The organism is Oryzibacillus soli, from assembly GCF_051594765.1.
In the GTDB taxonomy this organism is placed as follows: Bacteria; Bacillota; Bacilli; order Paenibacillales; family NBRC-103111; genus Paenibacillus_AR.
In genome coordinates this window covers 163,498-188,841 of record NZ_JBPPGJ010000003.1, presented here as the reverse complement: position 1 = coordinate 188,841, position 25,344 = coordinate 163,498, and the positions used below count along the sequence as shown (strand labels likewise).

Here is a 25,344-nt window from a genome sequence, read left to right as displayed (position 1 = left end):
TCGGATTCATGCTATTAGAAGAAAGCAACCAGCCGGCTCTTCACGTCCTCGTTGGTTCCGCCAACGACCGTTTGATGCTGTGCCTTGTCGAACAAGGCTTGGATCTCCCGCGGATAGGTCTGGGTGATCTCCCGCAGGCGGATGGACTCGTCGAACTTGGCCGGGTGGGCCGTGGAGAGAGCCACGGTGACTTCCCCGTCGCCGGCCACACGGTCCGAAGCGGCAACGCCGCAGGCGGTGTGGGGATCCAGCAGGTAGTCATACTTGGCGTAGTAGTCGCCGATGACGTTCAGGCATTCCTCGTTGCCGACGGCATAGGCGGCGAAGGTCTCCTGCACACGCTCCAGCACGTCAGCCGGCACGATGACGCGACCTTGGGCCTTGAACTCGTCCATAAGCGCGGCCACCTTGGCGGCGTCCCCGCCGTAGAGGTAGTACAGGTAACGCTCGAAGTTGCTGGCCACCTGGATGTCCATGGACGGGCTGTGGGTGCTCTTGAACTCGCCGGGCTGGTAGACGCCCTCGTTCACGAAGTGGGCCAGGATGTTGTTCTCGTTGGTAGCCAGGATCAGCTTGCCGACGGGAAGCCCCATGGCCTTGGCCAGATAGCCGGCGAAGATGTCGCCGAAGTTGCCGGTCGGCACGCTGAAATTGGCGGGACCGGTATGCCCGTGGTTGGCCAACTGGAAGTAGGCGAAGAAGTAATACACCGTCTGGGCCAGGATCCGGGCGATATTGATGGAGTTGATGGCGCGCAGGTGGTACTGGTGCTTGAAGTCCACATCCGCGAACAGCTCCTTGATGATGCGCTGGCAGTCGTCGAAGGTGCCTTCGACGGCGAGGTTAAGCACGTTGGCATCGTCCACCGTGGTCATCTGAAGCTCCTGCACCCGGCTGACCTTGCCGTGGGGATGCAGGATGCAGATCTTGATGCCTTCCTTGCCGCGGACGCCCTCGATGGCCGAGGCTCCGGTATCGCCGGAGGTGGCGCCGACGATATGAATGATGGAGTTCCGCTTGCGGGAGACGTAGGAATAGAGGTTGCCCAGGAACTGCAGAGCCACGTCCTTGAAGGCGAAGGTCGGACCGTGGAACAGCTCCAGAACGTGAAGATCGTTGCGGATCCGGCGCACCGGGGTGACATCCTCATGGCGGAAGGTGGCGTAGCTGTCGTCAACCAGCTGCTTCAGCTCATCCCGCGGAATGTCTTGGTCCACATACAGGGTGAAGATCTCCAGAGCCAGCTCCTGGTACGACAGCCGCTGCCACTTCTGCAGGGTGTCGGCGGACACCTGGGGAATGCGCTCGGGTACGAGCAGACCGCCGTCGTCGGCCAATCCCATAAGAATCGCGTCGATGAAGCCTATGGGGGGGACTTTGCCCCGCGTGCTGATGTACTTCATAACGAATCTCCTTATTCGATAAAATTACTCCTATTGTAACGTAAACGCCGCCCGGTTGACAAAAGGAACTTTCCGTATAGGTATTCGGTGATAAAAGTATTTTTCGGCCAGGACGCCGCCACCCCCCCTTTACAAGAAGCAAATCGGGTGTATAATGACCCTGAATCCGGTGATGAACCGGAAAAAAGAAAGGCGCCGACACGGCTTATCGTGTCGGCGTCTTTTTGTCTATAAAACGGAGGATGGGATGAAATGGAGAAACAACTGATCGTGAATGCCGATGACCTCGGTCTATCGGAAGGGGCCAATGCGGCTATCCTGGAGCTGCTCCGCGAGGGGGCCGTGACGTCGGCTTCGCTTATGGCGCCAGGCCGAACGGTGGAAGCCGCGGCAGAGGCATGTGTCCGGCAGGGACTCGGAAGCATCGGGGTTCACCTGACCTTGACCGGGGTCGGCCAGCTGCGGCTTGCGCCGGTGTACCGGTCCCGCGACCTGCGGACGCTGACGGATGAGGAGGGCTTCTTCCATCGGAATGCGGGAGTTCTCGAGAGAACGGCGGACCCGGAGGAGGTCCGGCTGGAGCTCGATGCCCAGATCCGGGCCGTGCTGGACCTGGGGGTGAAGCCCTCTCACTTGGACAGCCATGAGGGCAGCGTGCTGGGGCTAGCGACCGGCAGAGATTATTTAGACATCGTGCTGGAGCTGTGTGAAGTGTATGGACTGCCTTTTTTGCTGCCGGCGGGAATGGCGGAGCATCCGCTGTTCGACGCGGGGGACCGGGCCCGATTCGCCGCCCGTATCGCTGCCGCCCGCGCCCGGGGAATTCCCCTGATCGACGGCATCATCAGCTTGCCCTACCGCCTGGAGTCCGGCGTGGATTATGCCGGGGCGAAGCGGCGTATGCTCGGCCTGCTGCAGGAGGTGAAGCCCGGGATCACGCAATGGACCGTCCACCCGTCCCTCCCGTCGGGGGAACCCGAGGAGGAGGCTGGGCGGGAGCGGGAATGGGAGTACCGGCTGGTGCAGGACCCCGAGGTTCGAGGCGCGCTCCTACAAGCGGGGGTCCGTCTGATCTCCTGGAGGGATGTCCGGGAGTCCGCCCGGCAGTTCTAAGCGGAAGGCGCCAGCATCATAATAAATAGCCCATCCGGCTTCCCGGATGGGCTATCGGCCGTACCTTACCGGCCGGCTTCGGCTGCTTGCGATACAACCCAGTCGATGATCTTGCGGGCGATGCTGATGTGGTTCGGCAGCTCGGGAAGGGACTCCGGCTCGAACCAGTCCGCGGCTACGATCTCCTCGCCGTCCACGGCGATCTCGCCGCTCTCGTATTCGGCGATGAAGCCGATCATGAGCGAATTGGGGAAGGGCCACTGCTGGCTGCCGAAGTACCGGATGTTGCGGACCTGGAGCCCCACCTCCTCGCGGATCTCCCGCTGGACGGCATCCTCCAGGGTCTCCCCGGGCTCTACGAAGCCGGCGATCAGACTGTGCATGTTGTTCGGGAAGTGCTTCGCATGCGCCAGCAGGATCTGCCGGCCCTTCATGATGGCCGTAATGACGGCCGGAGACACCGGCGGATAAGTGGTGAAGCCGCAGGCGGGGCACTTCTTGGCCCGTTCTGTGGCCAGATGCTCCATCGGGGTGGCGCAGCGGCTGCAGAACCGGCGGCTTGCATCCCAGTCGGCGATCTGATAAGCGCGTCCCGCTAGGTGGAACAAGCCCTCGTCGAAGCTGCCGTACAGGGCCCGCAGCAGCGTGAAGCTGCCGCCGGCAGGAGCCTCGGCTTCGGGTGCGATCTGGACCGTGTAGGCGGGGACACCCTCCCAGGTGCCCAGGTACAGCGGAGCTTGGGCCCCGTGCTCCTGCACGCCGGGAAGCTCCAGCTCCTCCAGCCTACCGGCCAGCGGCAGGCTCACCGGGCCGCCTTCCGTCGAGCGGACGAGCATTTTGCCGCCGCTGAAGACGAACCAATAAGAACCCCCGCCGTACTCCGGGTCGGGATTTACGGCGGGGATATATTGTTCATAGATGCTTTCTCTTGGATTAAGCATGTGCAGACCTTCCGTCCGTTCCGCCGGGGAGGCGGATTTTTTTCCTTAGAATAGCAGATCGGCGAAAGGCTGGCAATGCGAACATACGCTTAAGTGCAGTCCTTACGGCTGGCTCACGAGAGTGGTCAGGTACTCTTCAATCTGGGCGGGCGTCTTGGCGAACTTGCTGTGGAGGTGGGCGATCTTCTCGCCATTCTTGAAGACCAACAGGCTCGGGATGCCACGGACTACGTTCTCCTCTGCGATGGGCTGGAACTGCTCCGCGTCCATAGCGTAGAACTCCTTGTCCGGATGCTTCTCCACTACGGCGCCGATGAAGCGGTCCAGGTTCTTGCAGTCCGGGCACCAGGTGGTATCGAACTTGATGACGGTCAGGCCGTCGCGTTGGATCAGATTGCGGTACTGCTCTTGGGATTCGATGCGTTCCATTGATAATTCCTCGCTTTCAACTATAATTGTTCTAAATAGAATACACCATCCCGGACCCGTCTGCCAATGAAACGCCGCTAAGCCGCAGCAGAGGCGGGAGCCGGGCCTCCCGAGCTTGTGTTCCGGAATCAATAATGGGACAATGGGAGGAAGCACGGTGGGGAAAAGAGGATTCGATTCGACGATGAACAAACCTTCTATATATAGCTTCACCCGGGAGCAGCTCCGGAGCTGGCTGACGGAGCAGGGGCACAAGCCCTCCCGGGCGTCCCGCATCTGGGAGTACCTGTATCTGGACCGGGTCTCCTCCTTCGCGGAGATGGAGGAGGTGCTGCCCGAGGTGGTCCGGCTTCTGGAGGAGCACCTGGTGCTCCAGCCGCTCGCCGAGCATATCGCCCAGGAGGCCCAGGACGGCACCGTCAAGTTCCTGTTCCGGCTTCCGGACGGCAACCTGATCGAGACGGTGCTCATGCGCCAGAAGTTCGGACTGACCGTCTGCGTCACCACCCAGGTGGGCTGCAACATCGGCTGCAGCTTCTGCGCCAGCGGCCTTCTGGCCAAGAGCCGGGACTTGGACAGCGGAGAGATTACGGGCCAGATCATGATGGTCCAGCGTTACCTGGACAGCAAGGGCCAAGGCGAGCGCGTCACCCATATCGTGGTGATGGGCATCGGGGAGCCCTTCGACAACTACGGGAACCTGATGAACTTCCTGGCTACGGTCATGAACCGCAAGGGGCTGTCCATCGGACCCAAGCACATTACCGTATCGACCAGCGGTCTCGCGGACAAAATCCGGGAGTTCGCCGATGCGGACCTCCGGGTGAACCTGGCCATCTCCCTTCATGCGCCGAACAATGAGCTCCGCTCCCGGATCATGAAGATCAACCGGGGCATTCCCCTCGAGCGCCTGATGGAGGCCATCGACTACTTCATCCAGCGGACCAACCAGCGCGTGGCGCTGGAATACATCCTGCTCCGGGACGTGAACGACCATACGGAGGAGGCGGCGGAGCTGGCCGAGCTCATCGGGGACCGGAAGCGGCACATCAGTGTGAACCTGATCCCGTACAACCCGGTGGACGAGCACGGTCAGTACCAGCGCAGCGCCAAGGAGTCGGTGCTGGACTTCTTTGACATTCTGAAGAAGAGTGGCATCAATACGACCATCCGGGTGGAGCACGGGGCGGACATTGACGCCGCCTGCGGCCAGCTGCGGAGCAAGCAGATGAGGAACGCGCAAGGATAATAGCAAGGTTGCAAGGGCTGGTCTGTAAAAGGGCGCGGCCCTTTTTTTGATAGGTCTCAGGATGAGCAGGAAACGGACAGTTGAAAGAAGAAAACAGCTAGATTATAATGACTATAGTCAGATAATGACTATAGTCATTATTGATGATAAGGAGGTGCGTTCCATGCTCCGGGAAACCCGGAAGAGGGAGCTTAAGGAGCAGATGTTCCTGAAGGCGGTGGAGCTGTTCCACCGGAAGGGCTATGAGAATGTAACGGTGGATGAGATCGTGGCCGAATGCGGGGTGGCCAAAGGAACCTTCTTCAACTACTTTCCGAAGAAGGAGCATGTGCTCCTGCATCTGGGGGCCATGCAGCTGGAGAAGCTGGAGGAGCTGGTGGCGAAGCACCGGGGCATGGAGCTGAAGGATCGGCTCGGGCTTCTGTTCGACGGACTGCTGGAGCTGTATGGGGAGCACGCCGAGTTGATGAAATACACCTTGGCCGAAACGATGCGTTCCTCCCTGCTCCTGCAGGAGGAGGCCTCGAATATCGCCCGTCTTCAGGCCGGTCTGCAGGCGATGATCAGAGAGGCATTGGAAGCGGGCACTTTCCATTCGCGCTGGGAGCCGGCGGTGATGGCTCAGGTGTTGACCGGCCTGTATTTCAATGCCCTGATCGCCTGGTCTCAGCAGCCAGAGGGGCAGGAGAGGACGGCTTCCCAGATCTTTGGAGAGCAGCTGGAGGTCATCTGGCACGGGATGGGCAGCACGAATGAACGGACGGGGGAAGATAAACAGGACTAGGGAGGGTTCACCGCATGAGTGTTCTGATCGGGTGTGCCGTGACAGCGTTGGGCGTGGTCAGCTTGATCCATGTGTACTGGGCGTTCGGGGGAAGCTGGGGCGGTATGGCGGCGCTGCCGCAAAAGCCGGGAGGCGGTCCCCTGTTCCGCCCCCGGATGCCCGAGACGCTGACAGTGGCTGTGGGAACCGCGTTCCTGGCCCTGTTGCTGCTGGCCCAAGGAGGGCGGCTGCCGTTCTGGGAAGCGGGGGGACTCACCCGCTGGGGGTGCCTTGCGGCGGCGGGGGTTTTCCTGATTCGGGCGGTCGGCGACTTCCGGTACTTGGGCTTCTTCAAGCGGATCCGGCATTCGTTGTTCGCCCGCAACGACACGTGGTTTTACAGTCCGTTATGCCTGGCGCTTGCACTGATCTTCGGCTTGGCCGCCTTGTAAGTCCACATGTGCATTTATCGTCCGCACGGCCAGCAGAGAAGCCCTTCCTTATGACGGAGAGGGCTTCTTGGCCGTGGCTTCACCGGCCATGATCTGTCGGGCCGGGAGGGATGCGTATAGGACTAAAGGTCTATTTGTGAAAAGTAGTTAGGAAGCCCCACTACCCAACTGGATAATTATTCTATAATGAGATAGACCTATACGACAATTTGCGACTTTTTTTGGACGGGGTGGATGGGATGCTGGCTCCTTTTTTCAAACGGAAAGAGCAGGATGGGACGGACAGAGCGGTACCGGCGTCAGGGGCTGCCGCTCCGGAGAAGCCGGTGCATGCCTCTCAGGCGGCGCAAGCGGTAGAAGAGCAGGTGGAGGAGCAGCCCGCCAGGCCGGCGGCGCCTTCGGCCGCACCTTCGGGAAGGATGGACAAGCTGTCCCTGGATCTCCTGGGAGCGGCGGAGCAGATCATTCAAGCGAAGCTGCTGGCGGAGCAGAAGATCTCCGAGCTTCAGGACCGGCTGCATCAGGCCGGGGGACATATTGACCGCCTGAACCGGGACATCCGGAATCTGGACCAGATGGTGGGAGAGCGGGATCAGAGCATCGCCGACCTGGAACAGCGGCTGGCCGGGAAGAACCTGAAGGTGGACCAGGTGCTGGAGGATTACCGGGAGCTTCAACGGGCCATGTCCGCTGAAATCGAGGGATTGAAGGGCATGCTCGATATGGAGGGCACCAAGTACCGCACCCTTCTGCAGAAGCATAACGATACGGTGGCGGAGCATGCGGCCAAGCGCAATGAGCTGGAGGAGCGGATCGCCAAGCTGGAGATCGAGAACGGCCATCTGAATTCGAAGGTCGAATCCCAGCGCCAGGAGAAGGCTTATCTGGACCGGATGATCAACGACTTCACCAGCCGGATGACGGCTCCCTTCGAGAAGGGCGCCAAGCCGCGCTCCAATCATCCGGAAGGAAGCGGGGAGCTGTAGATCATGCCGCAAGATCACCATGTCCGGTCCCGGATGGTGGAGCTCTTGTCCGTCACCCTGCTTCCGGAGGCCTGCCGCCTGGAGGTGGGCGTGGACCTGGACGGGGAGACCATCCGATGCTTGATGGACATCCACCCGATCTATTATAAAGAGCTGGAGGCGCTTCAGCCGAAGAGCGGCGCTCGGGTTCGCCTCTCCCCCTATATGGGGTGGGACCCATTCCGGGAGAGGACGTTCGGAACGATGCACCGCTGGACCGGGGAGCGTCGGGAGCTGCATTATTTCGCATGCCCGAGTGATTTCGGGGATCGTCTGGAGCAGCTCATCCAGGAGGCGGCAGCCTCTAAGCCGGACCGTCCGGCAACGTGGACCGGCCTCCGGGCGCACGAGGTGAAGCTTCCGGAGGCGCCTAAGAAGCGCAAGCTGTGGCGGTGGCGCCTATACGACCGCCGCAAACCCCAATTGTGGAGGCGGCGGAAGCCTTGGATGCTGCGCTACGCGGTGGTGGCGCTGCTGGCAGCGCTCTTCGTTTTCCGGCCGGAGGGGCGGCTGTTCACGGACAGCGTCGAAGCCGGCGGCGGACCGATCATGCTGGCCGCGGGACGGGAGCAGGCGTTGCCCACGGCGGCGGACGCAGCCGGGGAGGCCGCCCGTACGGTCGGCGATGCCGGGCTGACCGCAAGCCGTGCCGCACCGGCCGCAGGGCCGGGCGAAGCCGCCGGCAGCAGCCCGCCGGCATCGCCGGCAGCGGCCGAACCCGGTGCGACGACCACCGATGCCGGCGCCGCGGTGCCGTCTCCGGCTGCGAGCGGTGCGGCTTCGGCTGCCGGTCCGCGCTTCTCGGCGGGCCCGCAGACGATTCTGGCCGCAGCCGGACGGACGGAGAAGGTCCGCACCGCCGAGCATGCCGAGCTGATCGAGATCACCGGCGACAAGAGCTTCTACCGGGTGGATAAGGGCTACGTGGCCTTATCCTTCGACGACGGCCCCTCCGTCTATACGAAGAAGATCGTCGACCTTCTGGTCGAAGGCCAGGCGGCCGCTTCTTTTCTATTCGTCGGCAAGAACGCCGAGCACTATCCCGATGCGGTGACCTACACCAGCAGCAAAGGCATGCCCGTGGGCAACCATTCCTGGGACCACAGCAAGCTGACCGCTCTATCCGCCACGGAGCGGAAGGAGAATCTGGAGCGGACGAACCGCTTGCTGGAGGAGCTGACGGGGCAGCCGGTTTCCTTGTTCCGTCCGCCCTATGGGGCGTTGGACGCCTCCGTCACCGAGACCGCCCAAGGGCTGAAGCTGAAGCTGCTCCTGTGGAACCGGGATGCGGAGGATTGGAACGCCAAGAGCGCGGCGGACATCCTCCGGTACTTCCATCAGGTAGACCCGTCCGGCGGTGTCTATGTGCTTCACGAGGACAAGCAGACGGTCGAAGCGCTTCCCGATATCATCCGTTATCTTCAGGAGCTGGGCCTGAAATTCACTGTTTTCCAATAGTATTCGGAACAAGCCTCCGTTTTGGGGGCTTGTTTTTATTTTTTCCTTTTCAGCGTGCGTCGGACAGGGAATAACTCTCGGATTGTAGCGCAGGCGGTTTTATTATATGATGAAAATTGTGCGTTCAACCGGACACTCCGGAACGCAAGCGCCGATTATGAACCCAAAGAGGGATGAATAGATGAAACCTAGAGAATTAACCTACAAGATGCCTCCGGAGTGGGCGCCCCACGCCCGCACGCTGATCTCCTGGCCGATCCAGGATTCTATGTGCTATCCGGATGATTATGAGAGTGTCTGCGGCGGCTATGCCGCCACCATTCGGGCCATCGCCGAATTCGAGCCCGTTACGGTTGTGGTGAACCCGGAGGATCTGGAGAAGGTCCGGGAGGTTTTTGCAGGGGAGGCGCGCATTGAGTGTCTGCCCATCGAGCATAACGACGCCTGGCTTCGGGACAACGGACCGACCTTCGTGGTCAACGAGCAGGGGGAACGGGCCGGCATCAATTGGCGCTTCAACGCCTGGGGCGGCAAGTATTCGCCTTGGGATCTGGACGACCAGGTGGCCCCGCAGATTCTGGAGCACTTCGGCGTACGCCGCTTCGACGCTCCGGTCGTGATGGAGGGCGGGTCGATCCATGTGGATGGGGAAGGCACGCTGATTACCACCGAGGAATGTCTCCTGAACCGGAACCGGAACCCCGAGTGGACCCGGGAGCGCATCGAAGAGGTTCTGAACGGCTACCTGTCCGTGGACAAGATCATCTGGCTGAAGCGTGGCTTAAGCGGAGACGAGACCGACGGACATGTGGACAATATCGCCTGCTTCGCGGCTCCGGGCAAGGTAATCCTGCAGGTGTGCAGCGATCCGGCGGATGAGAATTATGAGATAACGCAGGAGAATCTCCGCATTCTGGGCGAGGCCCGGGACGCGAAGGGACGCCCGCTGGAGATCATTGCGATCCAGCAGCCCCCGCGGCGCGAGCACGAGGGCAAGCGGCTGACGCTGAGCTATCTGAACTTCTACTTCGTAAACGGCGGAATCGTGCTGCCGGTATTCGGCGGCGAGGCCGAGGAGACCGACCGGATGGCGGTCGAAGATTTGGGCAAGGCCTTCCAGGACCGGGTGATCCGCACCGTAGACGGCATGGCCATCATCCGCGAAGGCGGCAACGTGCATTGTACCACTCAGCAGATGCCGTAAGGCTTCTGTGCCGATAGCATCATCACCATTACTCGCAAGGAGGGACCCCCATGAGAAAGGTCAAAGTCGCAGCCACCCAGATGAGCTGCTCCTGGGACATCGACGAGAACATCCGCAAGGCGGAGAAGCTGGTGCGCGAGGCGGCGGCTCAAGGTGCGCAGATCATTCTGCTGCAGGAGCTGTTCGAGACCCCGTACTTCTGCCAGAAGGAGAAGTCGGACTACTACCGCTACGCCACGGAGCTTGAAGCCAACAAGGCGGTGAACCATTTCAAGGCGGTGGCCAAGGAATTGGCGGTTGTCCTGCCGATCAGCTTCTATGAGAAAAAGAACTACGCCCGCTACAACTCCCTGGCGGTCATCGATGCCGACGGCACGGTGCTGGGCCACTACCGCAAGAGCCATATTCCGGACGGTCCGGGGTATGAGGAGAAGTTTTATTTTAACCCCGGGGATACGGGCTTCCAGGTGTGGAATACCCGCTATGCCAAGATCGGCGTGGGCGTCTGCTGGGACCAGTGGTACCCGGAAGCGGCCCGCTGCATGGCGCTGATGGGCGCGGAGCTGCTGTTCTATCCGACGGCCATCGGCTCGGAGCCTCAGGACAGCACCATCGACTCCAAGGACCATTGGCAGACCTGCATGCTGGGCCATGCGGCCGCCAACCTGATGCCGGTCATCGCGTCGAACCGGATTGGCGTCGAAGCGGACGAGGATTTCAAGATCACCTTCTACGGCTCCTCCTTCATCGCCGGCCCCCAAGGGCAGAAGGTGGCGGAAGCGGGGCGTACCGAGGAGACGGTGCTGGTCGCCGAGTTCGATCTGGACCAGTTGGAGACCGGCCGCCTGGAATGGGGCGTCTTCCGCGACCGCCGGCCGGATCTGTACAAGATCATCGCCACCTATGACGGGTCGACGCCCGTGAAATAACGCTGAGTATGAAGCCGAAAGCTGCCGGATGGGATCCGGCAGCTTTTTTTTGCGCAGATCAGGGGGGGCGGCGGAGATAAGGCGTCTGGAAGCCGCAAGTGGGAGCGAGACGGGGGCGTGGAGGAGATAAGGCGTCTGGAAGCCTTAATCGTAGGCGGGCGAGCCGGGGCTGTGTCTCGGTCCCAACTTAAGGCGTCTGGAAGCCGCAAGTGGGAGCGAGACGGGGGCGTGGAGGAGATAAGGCGTCTGGAAGCCTTAATCGTAGGCGGGCGAGCCGAAGTGGGGTCTCGGCTCCAACTTAAGGCGTCTGGAAGCCGCAAGTGGGAGCGAGACGGGGGAGCGAAGGAGATAAGGCGTCTGGAAGCCTTAATCGTAGGCGGGCGAGCCGGGGCTGTGTCTCGGACCCTGCGTTGGAAGCATGGCGACGACGACCACAACAAGCGAAAATGTCGAATAATGTCTAACCGAGTTGAATATAGTCAAATTTTAGGTCCATTTGAATCATATTTTAATCATTCTAATCTGGCAATCATGGTACTCTTATCCTATTACAAGGGTCGGCATTGCAGCCGTCCCGCGATAGGGTAAGGGGGACTTCTTAGATGAGGATGTTACGCCGGTCCATCTCCGTTATGATGGCCGCGCTGCTGCTGGCGGCGCCCGTTTTGGCTCATGTAACCGTAACCGAGGCGGCCGCTCCGATTGCAGCCTATAACGATGCGGAGCAGGCTTGGCCCGCATTCATTCCGTATGAGGATGCTTCCGGGACGTATGCGTATGACCCGGCCAATGAGCCGGGCATCAGCCCGGATGACGTGGATTTTATGAGTGGGGCCATGAAGGGGGCGGGGAGCTCGCCTTCCTATTACGTAGGGGGGAATGGAACCCATCTGTTCTTCCGTATGCGCCTGTTGGGAGACCCCAGCGACGTAAAAGGGGGCTTCCTGTCCTCGGTGTGGATGGTTCACGTGCTCCAGAACGGGGTCCATAAAGCCACCATCGGCTTAAATGGCAAATCCCCCCACGAGGACTATATCTACACCGCGAATGCGGACGGGTCCGTGGTACATTACATCAACAAGACCAACGCCAACGGCAACGCGGTACCCGGCACTCGTGTCACGGACGACGGCAGCGGAGGGTATTACCTGGATATCCAGGTCCCCATCAGCCGGCTGACTGAGATCGACAGCTCCCTGACGGCGGATTCGGTGCTCCAATTCCGCTTCGCCTCCTCGAAGGCCGCCAACCTGTCGGTCATTAACAAAGACGGCATGAACGCTGCAGGCGCTTATGCGTTGGCAGCACCTTTCGCGCTCTACAAGCCGACGATCGCCTTCACCAACTTGGCCGGCAGCTACACGACATCTCCGGCCACGGTTGCCGGCACCACCGCCAATGCGGCGGACGGCAGCGCCGTGTCGCTCTCGATTACCTCCAGCGCCACGGACAGCTTGATCGGCACATATCCGGCAACGGTCGCCAACCACGCGTGGACGGCAACCGGCTGGTCCGCCCTGCCGACCGGCTCTTACATGCTGAAGGCGACGGTGACCAACGAGTACGGCAGCAAGGCCTCCGTGTCGCAGCGGATCGATGTGGGTGCGGCCAAAGTGACCATCACCCCTCCTTCCAACGGGAAGTCGGAATACAGCACCTTCAGCTTTCCGACCAGCTTCGCAGGAACCCATGACCGTTCAGATACCGGCCAGCGGGGCGTGAATCTGTACGTCTACAAGCTGACCGGCTCCAACCCGGTGACCAAGACGCAGGTGGCCAGCAAGACCGGCATCAACGTAACGGGCAACAATCCGGGCGCTTGGACCAGCGGCACGCTCACTTATACGAATCTGCAGACGGGCTACGTCTATCAGGTGGAGGCAGTGGACCAGCTGAACACTACGGTCGTCGCCACCCAGAGAATCACCTATGTGGCGAACAGCGTCGGCATTACCGCTCCTGCGAACGGCACCCGCTCGACGGTGGCCACACCGACGGTAACCGGCACGACCAACGCGGGGCAGAAGGTGGAGCTGTACGTGGACAACGTCCTGTACGGAGAGACGACGGCGAATGGAAGCGGCCAATGGACCATGGAGATTGACAAGCCGCTGACCCGGAATGCCGACAGCAGCAGCTTCCACGCCTTGAAGGCCCTGATCCGGGACGAAAGCTCCAATACTCGGGAGGCTACCGTGAACTACGGGGTCGACGCGTATTCGGTCAGCATCGAGAACAGCTCGGATCCGGCCGCGCCGGAGTACACCTACGTCACGACCCTGGAGCCCGTCTTGAAGGGACGCTCCACAGACAGCCTGGTGAACGTGAAGGTCACGGACGCTGCCGGACAGAACGAGCTCTACAGCGCATCGAACGTGACGGTGACCGGGGGAAAATGGAACGTCCCGGTACCGGCGAACCTGCTGCAGAATCTGCAGTCGTACCGGGTCACGGTGACGGCCGTCCATGATGCCGCGCAGAAGGCCTACGCCTTCCTTCGGACCAAGACGTCCACCCGTGTGGACATCGCCAGCCCCCTGGAAGGGAGCACCGTGGCGCTCCGGGCTCCCCTGACCGGGACGACGGAGCCGAACGCGGAGGTGCTCCTAAACCTGAACGGCACCGTCCTGGTGACGGTTACGGCGGACGGCTCTGGTAGCTGGAGCCACACCCCCGCTGCCGATTGGCGAATCGGCGCCAATACGGTCACGGCCGTGACGTCGGATGAGGCCGGCAACATGGCGGAGGACCGGGCGGCGTTCACCGCCTCCTTGAACCCGCCGCCTCCGGCCCCGACGGTGGAGATTACGGAGGATGCGAATAATGATGGCTATATCGCCAAGGCGGAGCTGACGGGTCAGGTAGACGTCAAGGTGACGCTTCCGGGCGGCTTGCAGCCCGGCCATACCGTGACGGTGAGCGACGGGACGACGGTTACCACCATCATCCTGGATGCGGATCTGATCGCCGCAGGCACCTTAACGGCATCCTTCCCGGCGCCTCCGGACGGAGCGACCATTACGGTGAGCGCTGCGGTCTCCGACGAGAACACCTCTTCCGCCACAGCCACCGACAGTGCGGTGGTGAAGCTGGGCCCAACGGCTCCGACGGTGAATGGCCAGACCACCGGGGACCCGACACCGGAGATTACCGGCACCGCCCCAGCGGGGGATACCCTTACGGTTGAGGTCGGCGGAGTGACTTATCCCGTGGGGATCAGCTTGATACGCTCCGGAAGCGGCTGGACCCTGACCGTGCCGGAGGCCCATGCGCTTGCCGCAGGCACGTACTCGGTGACGGCCACGCTGACGGACAGCATCGGGAATACGGCGACGGATTCCACCAGCAATGAGCTGATCATTCTCCCCGGCATTACCGCAGGGGAGCTGGATATGACCGATGAGACCGACACGGGAGATTCCCAGTCCGACGAGCTGACGAAGAACGGGCACCCGGTACTGGTATTCCCGGGACAGGCGGGGCTGATCGTGCTGCTGGAGGGTCCGGACGGGAGCGCCTTGACCGAGCATTCGCATTATAACGTGGATTCCGGAAGCGGCTCTTACACCGTAACCCTGGTGGATGCCCAACCGAACGCAGGGGGAACGGAGCCCTTCGGAACCTATGATCAAGGCACGCCGATCGGCAACCCGGAGAGTACGGCAGATGGTCTCTATACCGTCAAGGTCCGCGATACCTGGAACCAGAGCAAGACCATCGGAACCTTCCGGATCGATACGACCGCTCCTGCTGCACCTACGGTCACCAGCCAGACGACCAACAACCCGAGGCCGGTCCTCGCGGGGACCGCTGAGCCGGGAACCCTTCAGGTGACGGTGAACGGGGCGACTTACGGAACGGGCACTGGCCTGATCCGCAGCGGTACGGACTGGACGCTCCAGGTGACGGAGGCTTTGGCCGACGGCACCTGGAGCGTAACGGCCGCGCTGACCGATGCGGCAGGCAATACCTCGGTGGACAGCACCACCGATGAGCTGACCATCATCACCAGCATGACGCTCGGGCCGCTTCATATGACGCCCGAGACCGATACCGGCCGCTCCCAGGAGGACCGGATTACGAAGCACGGGCATCCGGTCCTGACGCTCACGGCGCAGCCGAATCTGATCCTGACGCTGACGGGACCGGGTGGAGGCACCTTGGTGCCGAGTGTGCATTACAGCGTATATGGCGCGGACACCGGCGAGTACGTGATCCGGCTGCTGGACGCCGTCCCGAATGCGGACGGAGCCCAGTCCTTCGGGACCTATGTGAACGGTTCCCCGACATACAACGCGCCGGATCAGGCAGACGGCGTATATACGCTGGCTGTTTCGGACGGAGTGGGTAATAATGCAACGGCAGGAACCTTCGTGATCGACACGACGGCACCGGCCGTTCCGACAGTCGAGAGGCAGAGCACCAACGATACCACGCCGGTGATTCGGGGTACGGCGGAGGGGGACAAGCTGACGGTGGAGGTTGGCGGAACCGTCTATGGGGCGGAGCCGGAGCTGCTCCGGAGCCAAGCGTCCTGGACCTTGACCCTCCCGAATGAGCTGGCACCGGGAACCTATCCGGTGACGGCGCTTGCCGAGGACGCGGCAGGGAACCGCTCCGCGGACCTTACATCGGACGAGCTGACGATCCGGTCCGTGGACCAGGATTTGCTGGAGGCGCTGAAGCTGGTTCAAGTCCGATATTCAGTTACGGATACGGTGAGAGATATCTGGGAGAGCGTGACCCTTCCCGTCTTCCTGGTCAAGGACGGAGCCAAGGAAACCGTCGTAGGCTGGAGGTCCAGCAATCCGGATGTTATCTCCATCCTCCCGGACCCGGAGCCGGAATACCCGGATGAGTACAAGGCGGTGGTGACCCGCGGAGACAAGGATGTCAGCGTCATATTGACGGCCACGGTCTCCAAGAACGGACGCCATATGGACCGTACCTTCCTGCTGATCGTGAAGAGCCGGATCGTCCTGGAGGCCAAGGCCACCACCGGACGCAGTGACGGCACCATCGACATGGGCGGCAGCACCGTTCCGGCGACGATCACCCGTACGACCTTGTCCAACGGCAATCTGATCGATAAGCTGATCGTTTCTACAACGGCTATGGACACTTTGATCACCGGGGTTTCGAACAACCAGATGTCCTTTACGTTCACCGATCAGCCGCAGAATGCCAATCGGGCGGATGAGCTGGCCGTGGAGATTCCGATCGGTTCCTTGAGCAAGGTCAGCCCTTCCACCGGAGTCGAGATCAAGACTCCGCTGGCCCGCATCAACCTGCCGGCCGCCTCGGTGGCCGGCATGCAGGATAGCGGAAGCGACCTGTTCTTCCGCGTCGTTCCTATCCGGGATACGGGGGCAACGGACGGGATTTTCCAAGAGACGAAGGCCAATAGCGGCGTACAAGCGTCTGCAGCCGGTAAGCAGGTGCTGCCCCTGGGCGAGCCCAAGATGATCGAAACCAACTACACGGGCTACAGCACCGAGCTGACGCTGCCCTTCACCAACATGACGCTGCCGTCGGATCCGGTCCAGCAGCTGGCGTACGTGAATTCGCTCCGGGTCTTCATCCAGCACTCCGACGGAACGACGCGGGTGGCTGGGGGCTCTCATCCGGGTGACCTGCCGGGAACCATCGTGTATGAGAACGGGCAGCCGGTCGGCATCAAGTTTGCGGTGACCCACTTCAGTACCTTTACGCTGTTCCGGGTGGTGGATCCGGTTGCAGCAGCTCCGGCACCTGCGCCCGAGCTTCCGAAGATTACCGTCGTAAGCGCCAAGATTCTGGAGCCCCGGAATCAGCTGGAGGTTGTACTGAGCGGCGCCATCGGCTCCGTGTATGCCAAGGACTTCACGGTGACCGTGGGCGGACGTCCGGCAGAGGTGGTGAAGGCGGAGCTGAACGGGGCGGGGAATACGATCCGCCTGCAGCTGGCAAGCCTGATCCCGGCCGGACGCAGAGTGGTGATCCAGCATGCCGGGTACCCGGTATTTACCGTAGAGATTCAGAACGAATCGATCCATAAGAAGTATATCAACGGTTATCCGGACGGCCTGTTCAAGCCGGAGCAGAGCATCAGCCGGGCGGAGATCGCCACGATGCTGGCCCGGTTGACCATCGAGGGCGGACAGACCAAGCCGGCGAAGATGGCCTACAAGGATCTTCCGCTGACCCACTGGGCCGCAGGCTATGTGGAGACCGCCCGCCTCTACAGCATCATGCAGGGCTACGAGGACGGCACCTTCATGCCGGACAAGCCCATCAGCCGGGCGGAGATGGCGGCGGTCATGATCCGCTTCCTGGGCCGTAACGAGGCCAAGGCGCAAGCGGCGGCACCGTTCCGGGACGTGTCGGGGCATTGGGCGGAGCCCAAGATCGCCCTTCTGACCGAGATGGGCATGGTCACGGGAGAGAACGGCTTGTTCCACCCGGACCGGGAGCTGACCCGTGCGGAGGCGGTGACGATGATCAACCGTGCCGTGAACCGCGGCATTCTGACCGGAGGCTTCGCGCCGTCCTGGCCGGACGCTCCGAAGAGCCATTGGGCCTTCGGCCACATCGAAGAGGCCTCCCGCAACCATGAGTCCACCCGGATCAACGATCTGGAGGAATGGTGGTTCAGCCACTTGGATTGAGAACACGCCATACACAAGAAGCCGCCCTCGCGAGAGGGCGGCTTCTTGTCATGAGTGAGCGGCGTAGCGCTTGGCGATCTCGACGATCACCTGGGCGGCCTTGACCATGTGGTCCACGGAGATATACTCGTAGCGGCCGTGGTAATTCATGCCGCCGGTAAATATATTCGGCGTCGGCAGCCCCATATAGGACAGCTGCGAGCCGTCGGTGCCGCCCCGGATGGGCTTGACGATGGGCTCCACGCCCAAGTGCTTCATCGCCTCGTAGGCGATGTCGACGATGTGGCGGACCGGCTCGATTTTCTCGCGCATGTTGTAGTATTGGTCCTTCAGGTCCAGAACGACGTTGGCCTCGCCGTAGCGGGCCCGGCATTCGGCCGTCAGCTTCTCCACCAGCGCCTTGCGGGCCAGGAAGAGCTCCCGGTTATGGTCGCGGATCAGCAGGTGGATGGTGGTCTCCTCTACGTTGCCGTTAATGGAGACCAGGTGGAAGAAGCCCTCGTAGCCTTCCGTATGCTCGGGCGCTTCTGCGGCGGGCAGACCGCTAAGCCAGGCCATGGCCATCTTGTTGGCGTTGACCATCTTGTCCTTGGCGTAGCCCGGGTGTACACTCTTGCCCTTGAAGGTAACGTAGGCGCGGGCGGCGTTGAAGCTCTCGTACTCCAGCTCCCCCTGGGTGCCCCCGTCGATGGTGTAGGCGTACTGCGCGCCGAAGGCCTGCACATCGAACTTGTGGGCGCCCCGGCCGATCTCCTCGTCCGGCGTAAATGCTACGCGGATCCTGCCGTGTGGGATCTCCGGATGCCGGATCAAGTGTGCCATGGCGGTCATGATCTCGGCGATGCCGGCCTTGTCGTCGGCGCCCAGCAGGGTGGTGCCGTCAGTGGTGATCAGGGTGTGTCCCTTGTAGGAGGGCAGCTCCGGGAACACCTCCGCCGACAGCTTCACGCCCAGCTGCTCGTTCAAGACGATGTCCTGGCCGTCGAAGTTCTCGATGATCTGTGGATTGACGTTGGTCCCGGTCAGGTCCGTAGCGGTATCCATGTGGGCGAGGAAGCCGATGACCGGTACCTCGTGCTCCACGTTGGAAGGCAGGGTGGCCATGACATAGCCGTTCTCGTCCAGGGTCACCTCCTGCATGCCGAGTTCCTTCAGCTCCTCCACCAGCTGGCGGGCCAGGTTCCATTGGCCGGGCGTGGAAGGGCAGGTGTCGCTGTCATAACTGGATTGAGTCTCCACCTTGGCATAGGAGACGAAGCGTTCGATGAGTTCCTGTTTCATAAGATAGGGTTCAGCTCCCGGAGGTTTGTTTTTCCCCATTCTACCATGATTGCCGCGGGAATGAAAAAACCTCCGGCTGGCCCGAACACAAGCCCTGTGGTAAAGTTAGGAAAATGCCTCCGGCCCCCGGAAGAGCCGGTCAGTCGAACCATTCGCCGTCCTGGGGCACCGCTACGCGGTCCGCCAAGGCGTGGTGAGCGAGGACGTCCCGAAGCTGGGAACGGGTCTCGTGACAGTGGTTGATGGCTTCGAGATGGACGGCGGCCACCCGGGTATAAGGGGCGTAGCGGCACAGCTCCGCGATGCCGGCGCCGTCCATGGTGATGGGGTCCCCCTCCAGGAACCGGGCCCCGCCCGCATTCACGACGGTGAGTGCCGGCCGGAAGGTGTCCAGCGCGGACGCCACCTCGCCGCACCAGATGGTATCGCCGGCGATATAGAGCACCGGCTCGCCGGGTGCCTGTAGCACGAAGCCGGAGACCGGGCCCATGGCGGCCCCGATGTCGCCTGTTCCATGGCGGCCGGAAGTGCGCGTCAGGGTGACGCCCCGGAACAGCGCCGCCTGCTCCAACGGAAGCACGGTGCGGAAGCCCGCTTCCCGGAGGGGCTGCTCCGAGCCCGGCTGGGTGAATACCGGCACCTCCTTCCCGATGGCCGCCGCCGCGGCGCGGTCCCAATGATCCTGGTGCAGGTGGGTGACCAGCACGGCGTCGGGAGCAGCTAGCTCCTCCGGCGGCACCGGCAGGGGCACCAGAGGATTGTTCCTGGGGTTGGCGGTGCGGGGGATAGGCGGATTGGCTCCCGGGTCACTGAGCATGGGGTCCACCAGGAACCGGTTCCCTCCGTATTCGAGCCATAGTGTGGCGTGGCGGATCAGACGTAGCTTCATGCGGATTCCTCCTTAAGGGCTGTTGGCGCCCCGAGGACGCCCTGCCATTTAAGGATACCGGAATCCGGTGGGTCTCGTGAATAAGCGGGTGAAAGGAATGCGAACCGTTTCGTTTCAGAATGAAAGGAGTGCAGCTTACGATGGCGCAGCCCGAATGGGATGAACTGGACCGCCGGATTCTCGAATGCCTTCGGGAGGATGCCTCGCGGACTCACAAGGAAATCGGCCAGGAGGTCCATCTGACCGGGCAGGCAGTGGGCGCCCGTATCCGCAAGCTGGAGGATCTGGGCATCCTCGAGGGCTTCACCGTCAAGTGGAGCCCGGAGAAGGTGGGCTTAGCGGTCCATGCCCTGGTCACCGTATTTATGAATTCCGGCACGCGTCATGCGGCGTTCCAGTCCTTCGCGAAGGAGCATCCTGCCGTCGAGGAGGTCCACCGCGTCAGCGGGGAGGGCTGCTACTGGATGCGGGTTAGGACAGGTACGCAGGAAGAGCTGGCCGACTTCCTGGATGAGCTGCTGCCTTACGGCAACTACAGGGTCAGCCAATCCATCGGCAGGGTCAAGTAAGACGAGGGGGAGCCCCGGGACAAGCAGGCACGGCCTGCTGAATCCCTGGGCTCCCCCTTTGGCGTTTAATGCTGCAGCACGAACCGGTCCCACAGCTTCCCGTCCGCGTCATAGGCCTGGAAGGTCAGGGTATTCCCCGTGACCGTGATGCCCGCGAACATTTGTTTCTTGTTCTGGAAGTGGACGGCATGGTAGATCAGGTCCTCCTTCTTGTCATTGAACTTGGTTCCGGAGGTGTTCACCACGGTATAGACGGTGCCGGTCCGGCCGCTGTAGCTCGACTTGTCCGTGCTGGTCACCTGTCCGCCTCGAAGCGGATAGGACCGGGAATATTCGTGGTTATGTCCCTGAAGCACCAGGTCTACCTGGAATTCATCGAAGAGGGGCGCCCAATCCTGGGCCTTGTCGTATTCGCTGCCCCCGTAAGCCCCGCGGTGGATGGCGACGAGCTTCCAAGGCTTGTTCGTGGCCGACAGGTCCTGCCGCAGCCAGTCCGCCTGCTTCTTGAAGCTGCCCTCCGTGTTCAGCACCGCCACATGAACCGGTCCGTAATCGAAGGAATAGGAGGTGCCGGGCAGAGGCCCCTTGGCTCCGTTGGCCGGCAGGCTGAAGTGGGAGAGATACCGGTCCGCGATACCGTCGATCTCGTCATGGTTGCCCGTCACCGGCATCAGCGGAATCCGGGTGAGCCACTTCTGGGGCAATCGGAAGAAGGCGTCCCAGGCGGTCTCATCCTCCGGGTTCTCGGTCAGATCCCCGTTATGCACGATGAAGCGGGCATCCGGGAACAGGGAGAAGGCCTTGTCCAGCGTCCGGCTCCATTGGGCGAAGTCGGCTTCCGTCTCCCCCTGGGAATCGGTCACGTTCAGGAAGGTGACGGTCTGAGCCTCGGACGCCCCTTCCGTGGTGAATACGGCCGGCTCGCTCCAGACGGTCTTGTCTCCCGGGGTTCCGACGCGATATATATACGTTTGCCCCGGTGTAAGGCCGGTGGCGACGGCTTTGTGGGCTGCCTGACGGCGGCCTTTTTCCGTCTCAACGGGTTCGTTCGAGGCCGTAATCTGGACCACGCCTGCGCCATCCAGCGCCGAAGGCTGGTCTCCCTGCGCCAGCTCCAGCACGCCGGCCGCCTTCGGATCCTCCGTGTACCACGCGAAGGCCCGGCTGGTTCCCGCCGGTCCGGAGAAGGTGGTGACGATGGATTTGGGAGCGGCGGCGCTGGAGGGCGTATTTCCTCCCGACTGGGAGCAGGCGCAGCAGGCGGCCAGCAGCAAGAGGGCGGCGGAGAGGCGGCCGCGCTTATTTTGGAACGATATCATGGGGCTTCGCCTCCTTGGAATGGAATCCTTCTTGAATCAAGCCCATTGTACACGATTCGCAGGTTCAATTGTTAAGCCATTGTAAACATTCAGTTGACTCTCAGGTTCCCCTAAGGGTGGGTTAAGGAAGGGCCGATAGAATACAGAGCATAGAGACCAGCCGCCGAAACAGGAGGTGCCAGCCAGATGGAACAGGCCTTGAAATTCCGGCATGAACTGAAATTTTTCATTAATCCGCAGCAGTCCTTCATTATCCGTCAGCGCCTGAGGGGCCTGATGCAGCCCGATGAGCATGCGGGGCCGGAGGGAGAGTACCATATCCGGAGCTTATACTTTGACGATATGTACAACAAGGCATTGACCGAGAAGCTCGGAGGAGTGCAGGACCGGATCAAGTACCGGATCCGCATCTACAACGGCAGCGACAAGGTGATCCACTTCGAGAAGAAGATCAAGAAGAACGACTTCATCGCCAAGGTGAAGGAGCCTCTGACCCGGCCCATGTACGACGCCATTATGGCGGGGGATTACGAGGTGCTGAACGTGCCCGGCAAGCCCTTCCTGATGGAGCTCTACCGGGAGATGAAGGGGAGTCTGCTCCGGCCCAAGGTCATCGTGGACTATGTGCGCGAGCCTTACGTCAGCCGGTACGGCAATGTGAGGATCACCTTCGACAAGGAGCTTCGGACGGGATTGCATGCGACGGATATTTTCCAGCCGGGGCTTGCGCCGGTACGAGCCATCGACGACAACATGACCATCCTCGAAGTGAAGTACGACGAGTACCTGCCGGGCGCCATCCGGTCCGGCCTCCAACTGGAGGGGCTGATCCGGCAATCCGCCTCCAAGTACGTCATCTGCCGCAAATATCTCAAAACCAACACCTGGGAGGATTATTAGAATGGATACTTCAACAACGGCCAACACCAGCTTTACGGATCTGATCAAAAATTCGGTCATCGAGAACTTCTCCTCGAGCTTGAATCTGGCCAAGATGACGCTGTCGCTCAGCATCGCTTTTCTGATCGGGTTCTTCATCTACATTCTCTATAAGCGGGTCTTCAGCGGCGTGCTCTACTCGAAGAGCTTCAACGTGTCGCTGATCGGCATGACGATGGTGACGGCCATGGTCATCATTGCGGTGAATTCCAACCTGGTGCTATCCCTCGGCATGGTCGGCGCGCTGTCCATCGTCCGTTTCCGGACCCCGATCAAGGATCCGACGGACCTGATCTTCCTGTTCTGGGCCGCGGCGGCAGGCATCGTCACCGGAGCCGGCTTCTACTCCCTGGCGGTCATCAGCTCGGTGGTCATCGGACTGATCCTGTTCTTCTTCATCAAGCGTTCCTCCTACGAAACCCCCTACCTGCTGGTGGTGAACTGCGATAGCGACGAGTCCGAAAAATCGGTCTACGGCCAGGTCGGCCAAGCCGTGAAGCGTTACAACGTGAAGCAGAAGACCATCACCGAGGGCAACATCGAGATGACGCTGGAGGTCCGGCTGAATGAGAAGGAAGGCTCCTTCGTCAACAAGCTCTCGGCGCTTCAAGGCGTGCGCAATGCCGTGCTGATCAGCTACAGCGGCGATTACGTATCCTAATGAGCTCCCGCAAGGCGGGGACCGAATGGAGGGGATAGGATGAAGATCAGAGCTGCAGCTTGGGTCTGGGGCCTCGTTATGGCTCTGGGCCTTGCGGGCTGCTCCGCAGGAACGGCGTCTGTGCCGGCTGCCGGCAAAAATGGAGCGGTCACCGTCAATCCGGTGGGGGACGTGAGCGGCAGGCTGCTGGACGAGAAGGTGTTCCCCAAGGACAAGGTCGTGGATGTGAAGATCACTCTTGATCCGGCGGAGTTCCAGAGTCTCCTGGACACCGCATCCGAAGAAGCCTATAAGTCGGCTTCCGTGAACTATAACGGGCAGCAGCTCGATAATGTGGCCATCCGGGCCAAGGGAAATCTGACCCTGCGGAGTGTGGTCAGCTCCAACTCCGACCGCTTCAGCTTCAAGCTCTCCTTCGACGAGTACGTGCCGGGCCAGGAGCTGTACGGGGTGGAAAAAATTAATCTGAACAACGGCTACAGCGACGTCACGTTCATGCGGGAGTTCCTGGCTTACGAGCTGGCGGAATCCATGGGCCTGCCTACGCCGAAGTACTCCTTCGTCAACGTCTACGTCAACGATCAGCGGTACGGCCTTTACCTGGCGGTGGAGCAGATCGGGGACAGCTATCTGGAGCGGCAATTCGGGAACTCCAAGGGAGCGCTGTATAAGGCGAACGGTGGGACCGGCAGCGAGCTGAACCGGCTGGATTCCGTCGCAGCGTATACGGGGCTGGACCTGAAGTCCGGCAAGACCGACGAGCAGGCGTTCCTCGCGTTCATGGACGAGCTGAACAACGGAGCGGATTACAAGAAGGTGCTGGACGTAGAGGAAGCGTTGAAATTCATCGCGCTGAACGCGGTGACGGTCAACATGGACAGCTATCTAGGGCAGTTGAAGCACAATTATTATCTGTATGAGCAGCAGGGGGTCTTCTCCATCCTGCCGTGGGATTACAACATGGCCTTCGGCGGCATGGGCGGCGGCGGCTCAGGCACCGTCTATCTCGACGAGCCGACCCAAGGCGTGGTGGCGGACCGACCGCTGGTGGCGAAGCTGCTGTCGGTGGAGGCCTACAAGACGGCTTATCATGATATCGTCCGGAGCATGCTGACCGGCTACCTGTCGGATGCCCGCTTCCAAGCGCGGATCCAGCAGCTGGATGCCTTGATTGCAGATTCCGTGGAGAAGGATCCGACGAAGTTCGTAACGATGGACCAATACAAGACGGGCTTGGACTCCTTGAAGTCTTTCGTCTCCACCCAGGTCCAGAACCTGACCAAGCAGTTGGACGGCTCCAGCCCGTCCACGAATAACGGGCAGGGCAGCGGTGGAGGCTTCGGCAGGGGAGGCGGCATGCCGGGTATGGGCGGCGGCCAAGCCGGCCAGCGGGTCCGCAGCGGCGGCAATGCCCAAGGCCAAGCGGGGCAAGGGCAGCAGGGCCTGGCGCAGCAGGGACAGCAGGCGGCTCCCAACGGGCAGCGGACGAACCGGCAGGGCCAGAAGGGCATGATGCCGGGAGGCCAGCAGGGCCAGGCGCAGGGGCAGATGCCCATGGGGCCGGGAGGCCAACAAGGCCAAGGACAAGCCCAGGGCCAGTTGCAGGGGCAAATGCCCATGGGGCCGGACGGTGCGGGAGCGCCGCCGGACATGATGGCGTTCGGCAACGGCGGGCCGAACGGGCAGCAGCCCCCGGACGGCGGCTTCCAGGGCGGAGGCGGCCGGATGGGCGGTGGAGGCTTCCCCGGCGGACCCGGCGGCGGCGCCAGCCCCAAGGGGCAGGGCCCGCTGGGCAGCTCCGGCAAGACCGCCGGGGAGCCCGCCGTCAACGAGGCCGGCGCCATGACCCAGGCTGCTGCTGCCGGCGTCTCTGTCGGAGCGCTCTTGATCGCGGCGGCCGTCATCCGTTTCTACAAGCGCAAGACCTGGTAACAGGCAGGGAGAGGGGCATAGGCCACTCTCTTTTTGCCGTGTAGAGGAGCTTAGTTTTTTTAGGAGGTTTATTGACTTCCGGGTCTGGGACGGGTGTATGATGGAGAGGGATTGTATACGGGCTGGGAACAGGAAGTCAAA

The 25,344-nt window shown here is 61.6% G+C and carries 19 protein-coding genes; 13 read left to right on the top strand and 6 right to left on the bottom strand.

Annotation, left to right across the window (positions count from 1 at the left end):
- Positions 1 to 14: 14 nt before the first annotated feature.
- Positions 15 to 1,403, bottom strand: a complete 1,389-nt coding sequence (gene thrC / locus ACSEXW_RS05005; protein ID WP_438445003.1) for a threonine synthase — start codon at positions 1,401 to 1,403, stop codon at positions 15 to 17.
- A gap of 252 nt (positions 1,404 to 1,655) precedes the next feature.
- Between thrC and ACSEXW_RS05000 the strand changes: the two genes are divergently transcribed.
- Entirely contained in the window at positions 1,656 to 2,516 is an 861-nt protein-coding gene (locus ACSEXW_RS05000) for a ChbG/HpnK family deacetylase (RefSeq protein ID WP_438445002.1), read from the top strand.
- Between the two features lie 65 nt (positions 2,517 to 2,581).
- Here the strand turns inward: ACSEXW_RS05000 and nudC are convergent, their stop codons facing one another.
- Both nudC and ACSEXW_RS04990 read right to left on the bottom strand, forming a co-directional pair.
- Positions 2,582 to 3,457, bottom strand: a complete 876-nt coding sequence (nudC, locus tag ACSEXW_RS04995; protein WP_438445001.1) for an NAD(+) diphosphatase — start codon at positions 3,455 to 3,457, stop codon at positions 2,582 to 2,584.
- A 102-nt stretch (positions 3,458 to 3,559) separates the two neighbouring features.
- Entirely contained in the window at positions 3,560 to 3,886 is a 327-nt protein-coding gene (locus ACSEXW_RS04990) for a thioredoxin family protein (RefSeq protein ID WP_438445000.1), read from the bottom strand.
- A 184-nt stretch (positions 3,887 to 4,070) separates the two neighbouring features.
- Here ACSEXW_RS04990 and rlmN point away from each other — a divergent pair, with 184 nt between their 5' ends.
- The 8 genes from rlmN to ACSEXW_RS04950 all read left to right on the top strand — a co-directional run bounded on the left by rlmN (position 4,071) and on the right by ACSEXW_RS04950 (position 17,613).
- On the top strand, positions 4,071 to 5,135 hold the full coding sequence (gene rlmN / locus ACSEXW_RS04985) for a dual-specificity RNA methyltransferase RlmN (protein ID WP_438445206.1): 1,065 nt from the start codon (positions 4,071 to 4,073) through the stop codon (positions 5,133 to 5,135).
- Positions 5,136 to 5,298: 163 nt separating this feature from the next.
- Positions 5,299 to 5,919 carry a TetR/AcrR family transcriptional regulator gene (locus ACSEXW_RS04980; protein WP_438444999.1) on the top strand — a complete coding sequence of 207 codons (621 nt, stop codon included), beginning with the start codon at positions 5,299 to 5,301 and terminating at the stop codon, positions 5,917 to 5,919.
- Positions 5,920 to 5,933: 14 nt separating this feature from the next.
- Complete coding sequence (locus tag ACSEXW_RS04975; RefSeq protein WP_438444998.1) at positions 5,934 to 6,350, top strand: DUF3995 domain-containing protein; 417 nt, start codon at positions 5,934 to 5,936, stop codon at positions 6,348 to 6,350.
- Between the two features lie 239 nt (positions 6,351 to 6,589).
- Complete coding sequence (locus ACSEXW_RS04970) at positions 6,590 to 7,336, top strand: hypothetical protein (RefSeq protein ID WP_438444997.1); 747 nt, start codon at positions 6,590 to 6,592, stop codon at positions 7,334 to 7,336.
- Positions 7,337 to 7,339: 3 nt separating this feature from the next.
- Positions 7,340 to 8,833: a polysaccharide deacetylase family protein gene (locus ACSEXW_RS04965; protein ID WP_438444996.1), complete on the top strand. Its 1,494-nt coding sequence runs from the start codon at positions 7,340 to 7,342 to the stop codon at positions 8,831 to 8,833.
- Positions 8,834 to 9,014: 181 nt separating this feature from the next.
- Positions 9,015 to 10,037: an agmatine deiminase family protein gene (locus ACSEXW_RS04960; protein ID WP_438444995.1), complete on the top strand. Its 1,023-nt coding sequence runs from the start codon at positions 9,015 to 9,017 to the stop codon at positions 10,035 to 10,037.
- A gap of 50 nt (positions 10,038 to 10,087) precedes the next feature.
- A complete protein-coding gene (gene aguB, locus ACSEXW_RS04955; protein ID WP_438444994.1) occupies positions 10,088 to 10,966 on the top strand; it encodes an N-carbamoylputrescine amidase in 879 nt (292 codons plus the stop codon).
- A 602-nt stretch (positions 10,967 to 11,568) separates the two neighbouring features.
- Positions 11,569 to 17,613 carry an Ig-like domain-containing protein gene (locus tag ACSEXW_RS04950; protein ID WP_438444993.1) on the top strand — a complete coding sequence of 2,015 codons (6,045 nt, stop codon included), beginning with the start codon at positions 11,569 to 11,571 and terminating at the stop codon, positions 17,611 to 17,613.
- Between the two features lie 48 nt (positions 17,614 to 17,661).
- Here the strand turns inward: ACSEXW_RS04950 and pepT are convergent, their stop codons facing one another.
- Together pepT and ACSEXW_RS04940 are read right to left on the bottom strand one after the other, a co-directional pair.
- Positions 17,662 to 18,894: a peptidase T gene (gene pepT, locus ACSEXW_RS04945; protein WP_438444992.1), complete on the bottom strand. Its 1,233-nt coding sequence runs from the start codon at positions 18,892 to 18,894 to the stop codon at positions 17,662 to 17,664.
- A gap of 139 nt (positions 18,895 to 19,033) precedes the next feature.
- The gene (locus ACSEXW_RS04940) at positions 19,034 to 19,783 is read right to left on the bottom strand and encodes an MBL fold metallo-hydrolase (protein WP_438444991.1); all 750 of its coding nucleotides are present in this window, start codon (positions 19,781 to 19,783) and stop codon (positions 19,034 to 19,036) included.
- Positions 19,784 to 19,923: 140 nt separating this feature from the next.
- Here ACSEXW_RS04940 and ACSEXW_RS04935 point away from each other — a divergent pair, with 140 nt between their 5' ends.
- Positions 19,924 to 20,352 (top strand): Lrp/AsnC family transcriptional regulator, encoded by a 429-nt coding sequence (locus ACSEXW_RS04935; RefSeq protein WP_438444990.1) that lies wholly within the window; start codon positions 19,924 to 19,926, stop codon positions 20,350 to 20,352.
- A 65-nt stretch (positions 20,353 to 20,417) separates the two neighbouring features.
- Here the strand turns inward: ACSEXW_RS04935 and ACSEXW_RS04930 are convergent, their stop codons facing one another.
- Positions 20,418 to 21,671, bottom strand: a complete 1,254-nt coding sequence (locus ACSEXW_RS04930) for a purple acid phosphatase family protein (RefSeq protein ID WP_438444989.1) — start codon at positions 21,669 to 21,671, stop codon at positions 20,418 to 20,420.
- 186 nt (positions 21,672 to 21,857) lie between these two features.
- Here ACSEXW_RS04930 and ACSEXW_RS04925 point away from each other — a divergent pair, with 186 nt between their 5' ends.
- From ACSEXW_RS04925 to ACSEXW_RS04915, 3 genes are read left to right on the top strand one after another with little or no spacing between them, the layout of a single operon-like run.
- Positions 21,858 to 22,571: a polyphosphate polymerase domain-containing protein gene (locus ACSEXW_RS04925; RefSeq protein WP_438444988.1), complete on the top strand. Its 714-nt coding sequence runs from the start codon at positions 21,858 to 21,860 to the stop codon at positions 22,569 to 22,571.
- A 1-nt stretch (position 22,572) separates the two neighbouring features.
- On the top strand, positions 22,573 to 23,271 hold the full coding sequence (locus ACSEXW_RS04920; RefSeq protein ID WP_438444987.1) for a DUF4956 domain-containing protein: 699 nt from the start codon (positions 22,573 to 22,575) through the stop codon (positions 23,269 to 23,271).
- 39 nt (positions 23,272 to 23,310) lie between these two features.
- Positions 23,311 to 25,203, top strand: coding sequence for a CotH kinase family protein (locus ACSEXW_RS04915; protein WP_438444986.1), 1,893 nt, complete (start codon positions 23,311 to 23,313; stop codon positions 25,201 to 25,203).
- The last annotated feature ends 141 nt before the right edge of the window (positions 25,204 to 25,344 follow it).

What these genes read in the sequence shown, in the direction of transcription:
- thrC (WP_438445003.1), bottom strand. Translation starts at nt 1,403, where the DNA reads ATGAAGTACATCAGCACGCGGGGCAAAGTCCCCCCCATAGGCTTCATC.
- ACSEXW_RS05000 (WP_438445002.1), top strand. Translation starts at nt 1,656, where the DNA reads ATGGAGAAACAACTGATCGTGAATGCCGATGACCTCGGTCTATCGGAA.
- nudC (WP_438445001.1), bottom strand. Translation starts at nt 3,457, where the DNA reads ATGCTTAATCCAAGAGAAAGCATCTATGAACAATATATCCCCGCCGTA.
- ACSEXW_RS04990 (WP_438445000.1), bottom strand. Translation starts at nt 3,886, where the DNA reads ATGGAACGCATCGAATCCCAAGAGCAGTACCGCAATCTGATCCAACGC.
- rlmN (WP_438445206.1), top strand. Translation starts at nt 4,071, where the DNA reads ATGAACAAACCTTCTATATATAGCTTCACCCGGGAGCAGCTCCGGAGC.
- ACSEXW_RS04980 (WP_438444999.1), top strand. Translation starts at nt 5,299, where the DNA reads ATGCTCCGGGAAACCCGGAAGAGGGAGCTTAAGGAGCAGATGTTCCTG.
- ACSEXW_RS04975 (WP_438444998.1), top strand. Translation starts at nt 5,934, where the DNA reads ATGAGTGTTCTGATCGGGTGTGCCGTGACAGCGTTGGGCGTGGTCAGC.
- ACSEXW_RS04970 (WP_438444997.1), top strand. Translation starts at nt 6,590, where the DNA reads ATGCTGGCTCCTTTTTTCAAACGGAAAGAGCAGGATGGGACGGACAGA.
- ACSEXW_RS04965 (WP_438444996.1), top strand. Translation starts at nt 7,340, where the DNA reads ATGCCGCAAGATCACCATGTCCGGTCCCGGATGGTGGAGCTCTTGTCC.
- ACSEXW_RS04960 (WP_438444995.1), top strand. Translation starts at nt 9,015, where the DNA reads ATGAAACCTAGAGAATTAACCTACAAGATGCCTCCGGAGTGGGCGCCC.
- aguB (WP_438444994.1), top strand. Translation starts at nt 10,088, where the DNA reads ATGAGAAAGGTCAAAGTCGCAGCCACCCAGATGAGCTGCTCCTGGGAC.
- ACSEXW_RS04950 (WP_438444993.1), top strand. Translation starts at nt 11,569, where the DNA reads ATGAGGATGTTACGCCGGTCCATCTCCGTTATGATGGCCGCGCTGCTG.
- pepT (WP_438444992.1), bottom strand. Translation starts at nt 18,894, where the DNA reads ATGAAACAGGAACTCATCGAACGCTTCGTCTCCTATGCCAAGGTGGAG.
- ACSEXW_RS04940 (WP_438444991.1), bottom strand. Translation starts at nt 19,783, where the DNA reads ATGAAGCTACGTCTGATCCGCCACGCCACACTATGGCTCGAATACGGA.
- ACSEXW_RS04935 (WP_438444990.1), top strand. Translation starts at nt 19,924, where the DNA reads ATGGCGCAGCCCGAATGGGATGAACTGGACCGCCGGATTCTCGAATGC.
- ACSEXW_RS04930 (WP_438444989.1), bottom strand. Translation starts at nt 21,671, where the DNA reads ATGATATCGTTCCAAAATAAGCGCGGCCGCCTCTCCGCCGCCCTCTTG.
- ACSEXW_RS04925 (WP_438444988.1), top strand. Translation starts at nt 21,858, where the DNA reads ATGGAACAGGCCTTGAAATTCCGGCATGAACTGAAATTTTTCATTAAT.
- ACSEXW_RS04920 (WP_438444987.1), top strand. Translation starts at nt 22,573, where the DNA reads ATGGATACTTCAACAACGGCCAACACCAGCTTTACGGATCTGATCAAA.
- ACSEXW_RS04915 (WP_438444986.1), top strand. Translation starts at nt 23,311, where the DNA reads ATGAAGATCAGAGCTGCAGCTTGGGTCTGGGGCCTCGTTATGGCTCTG.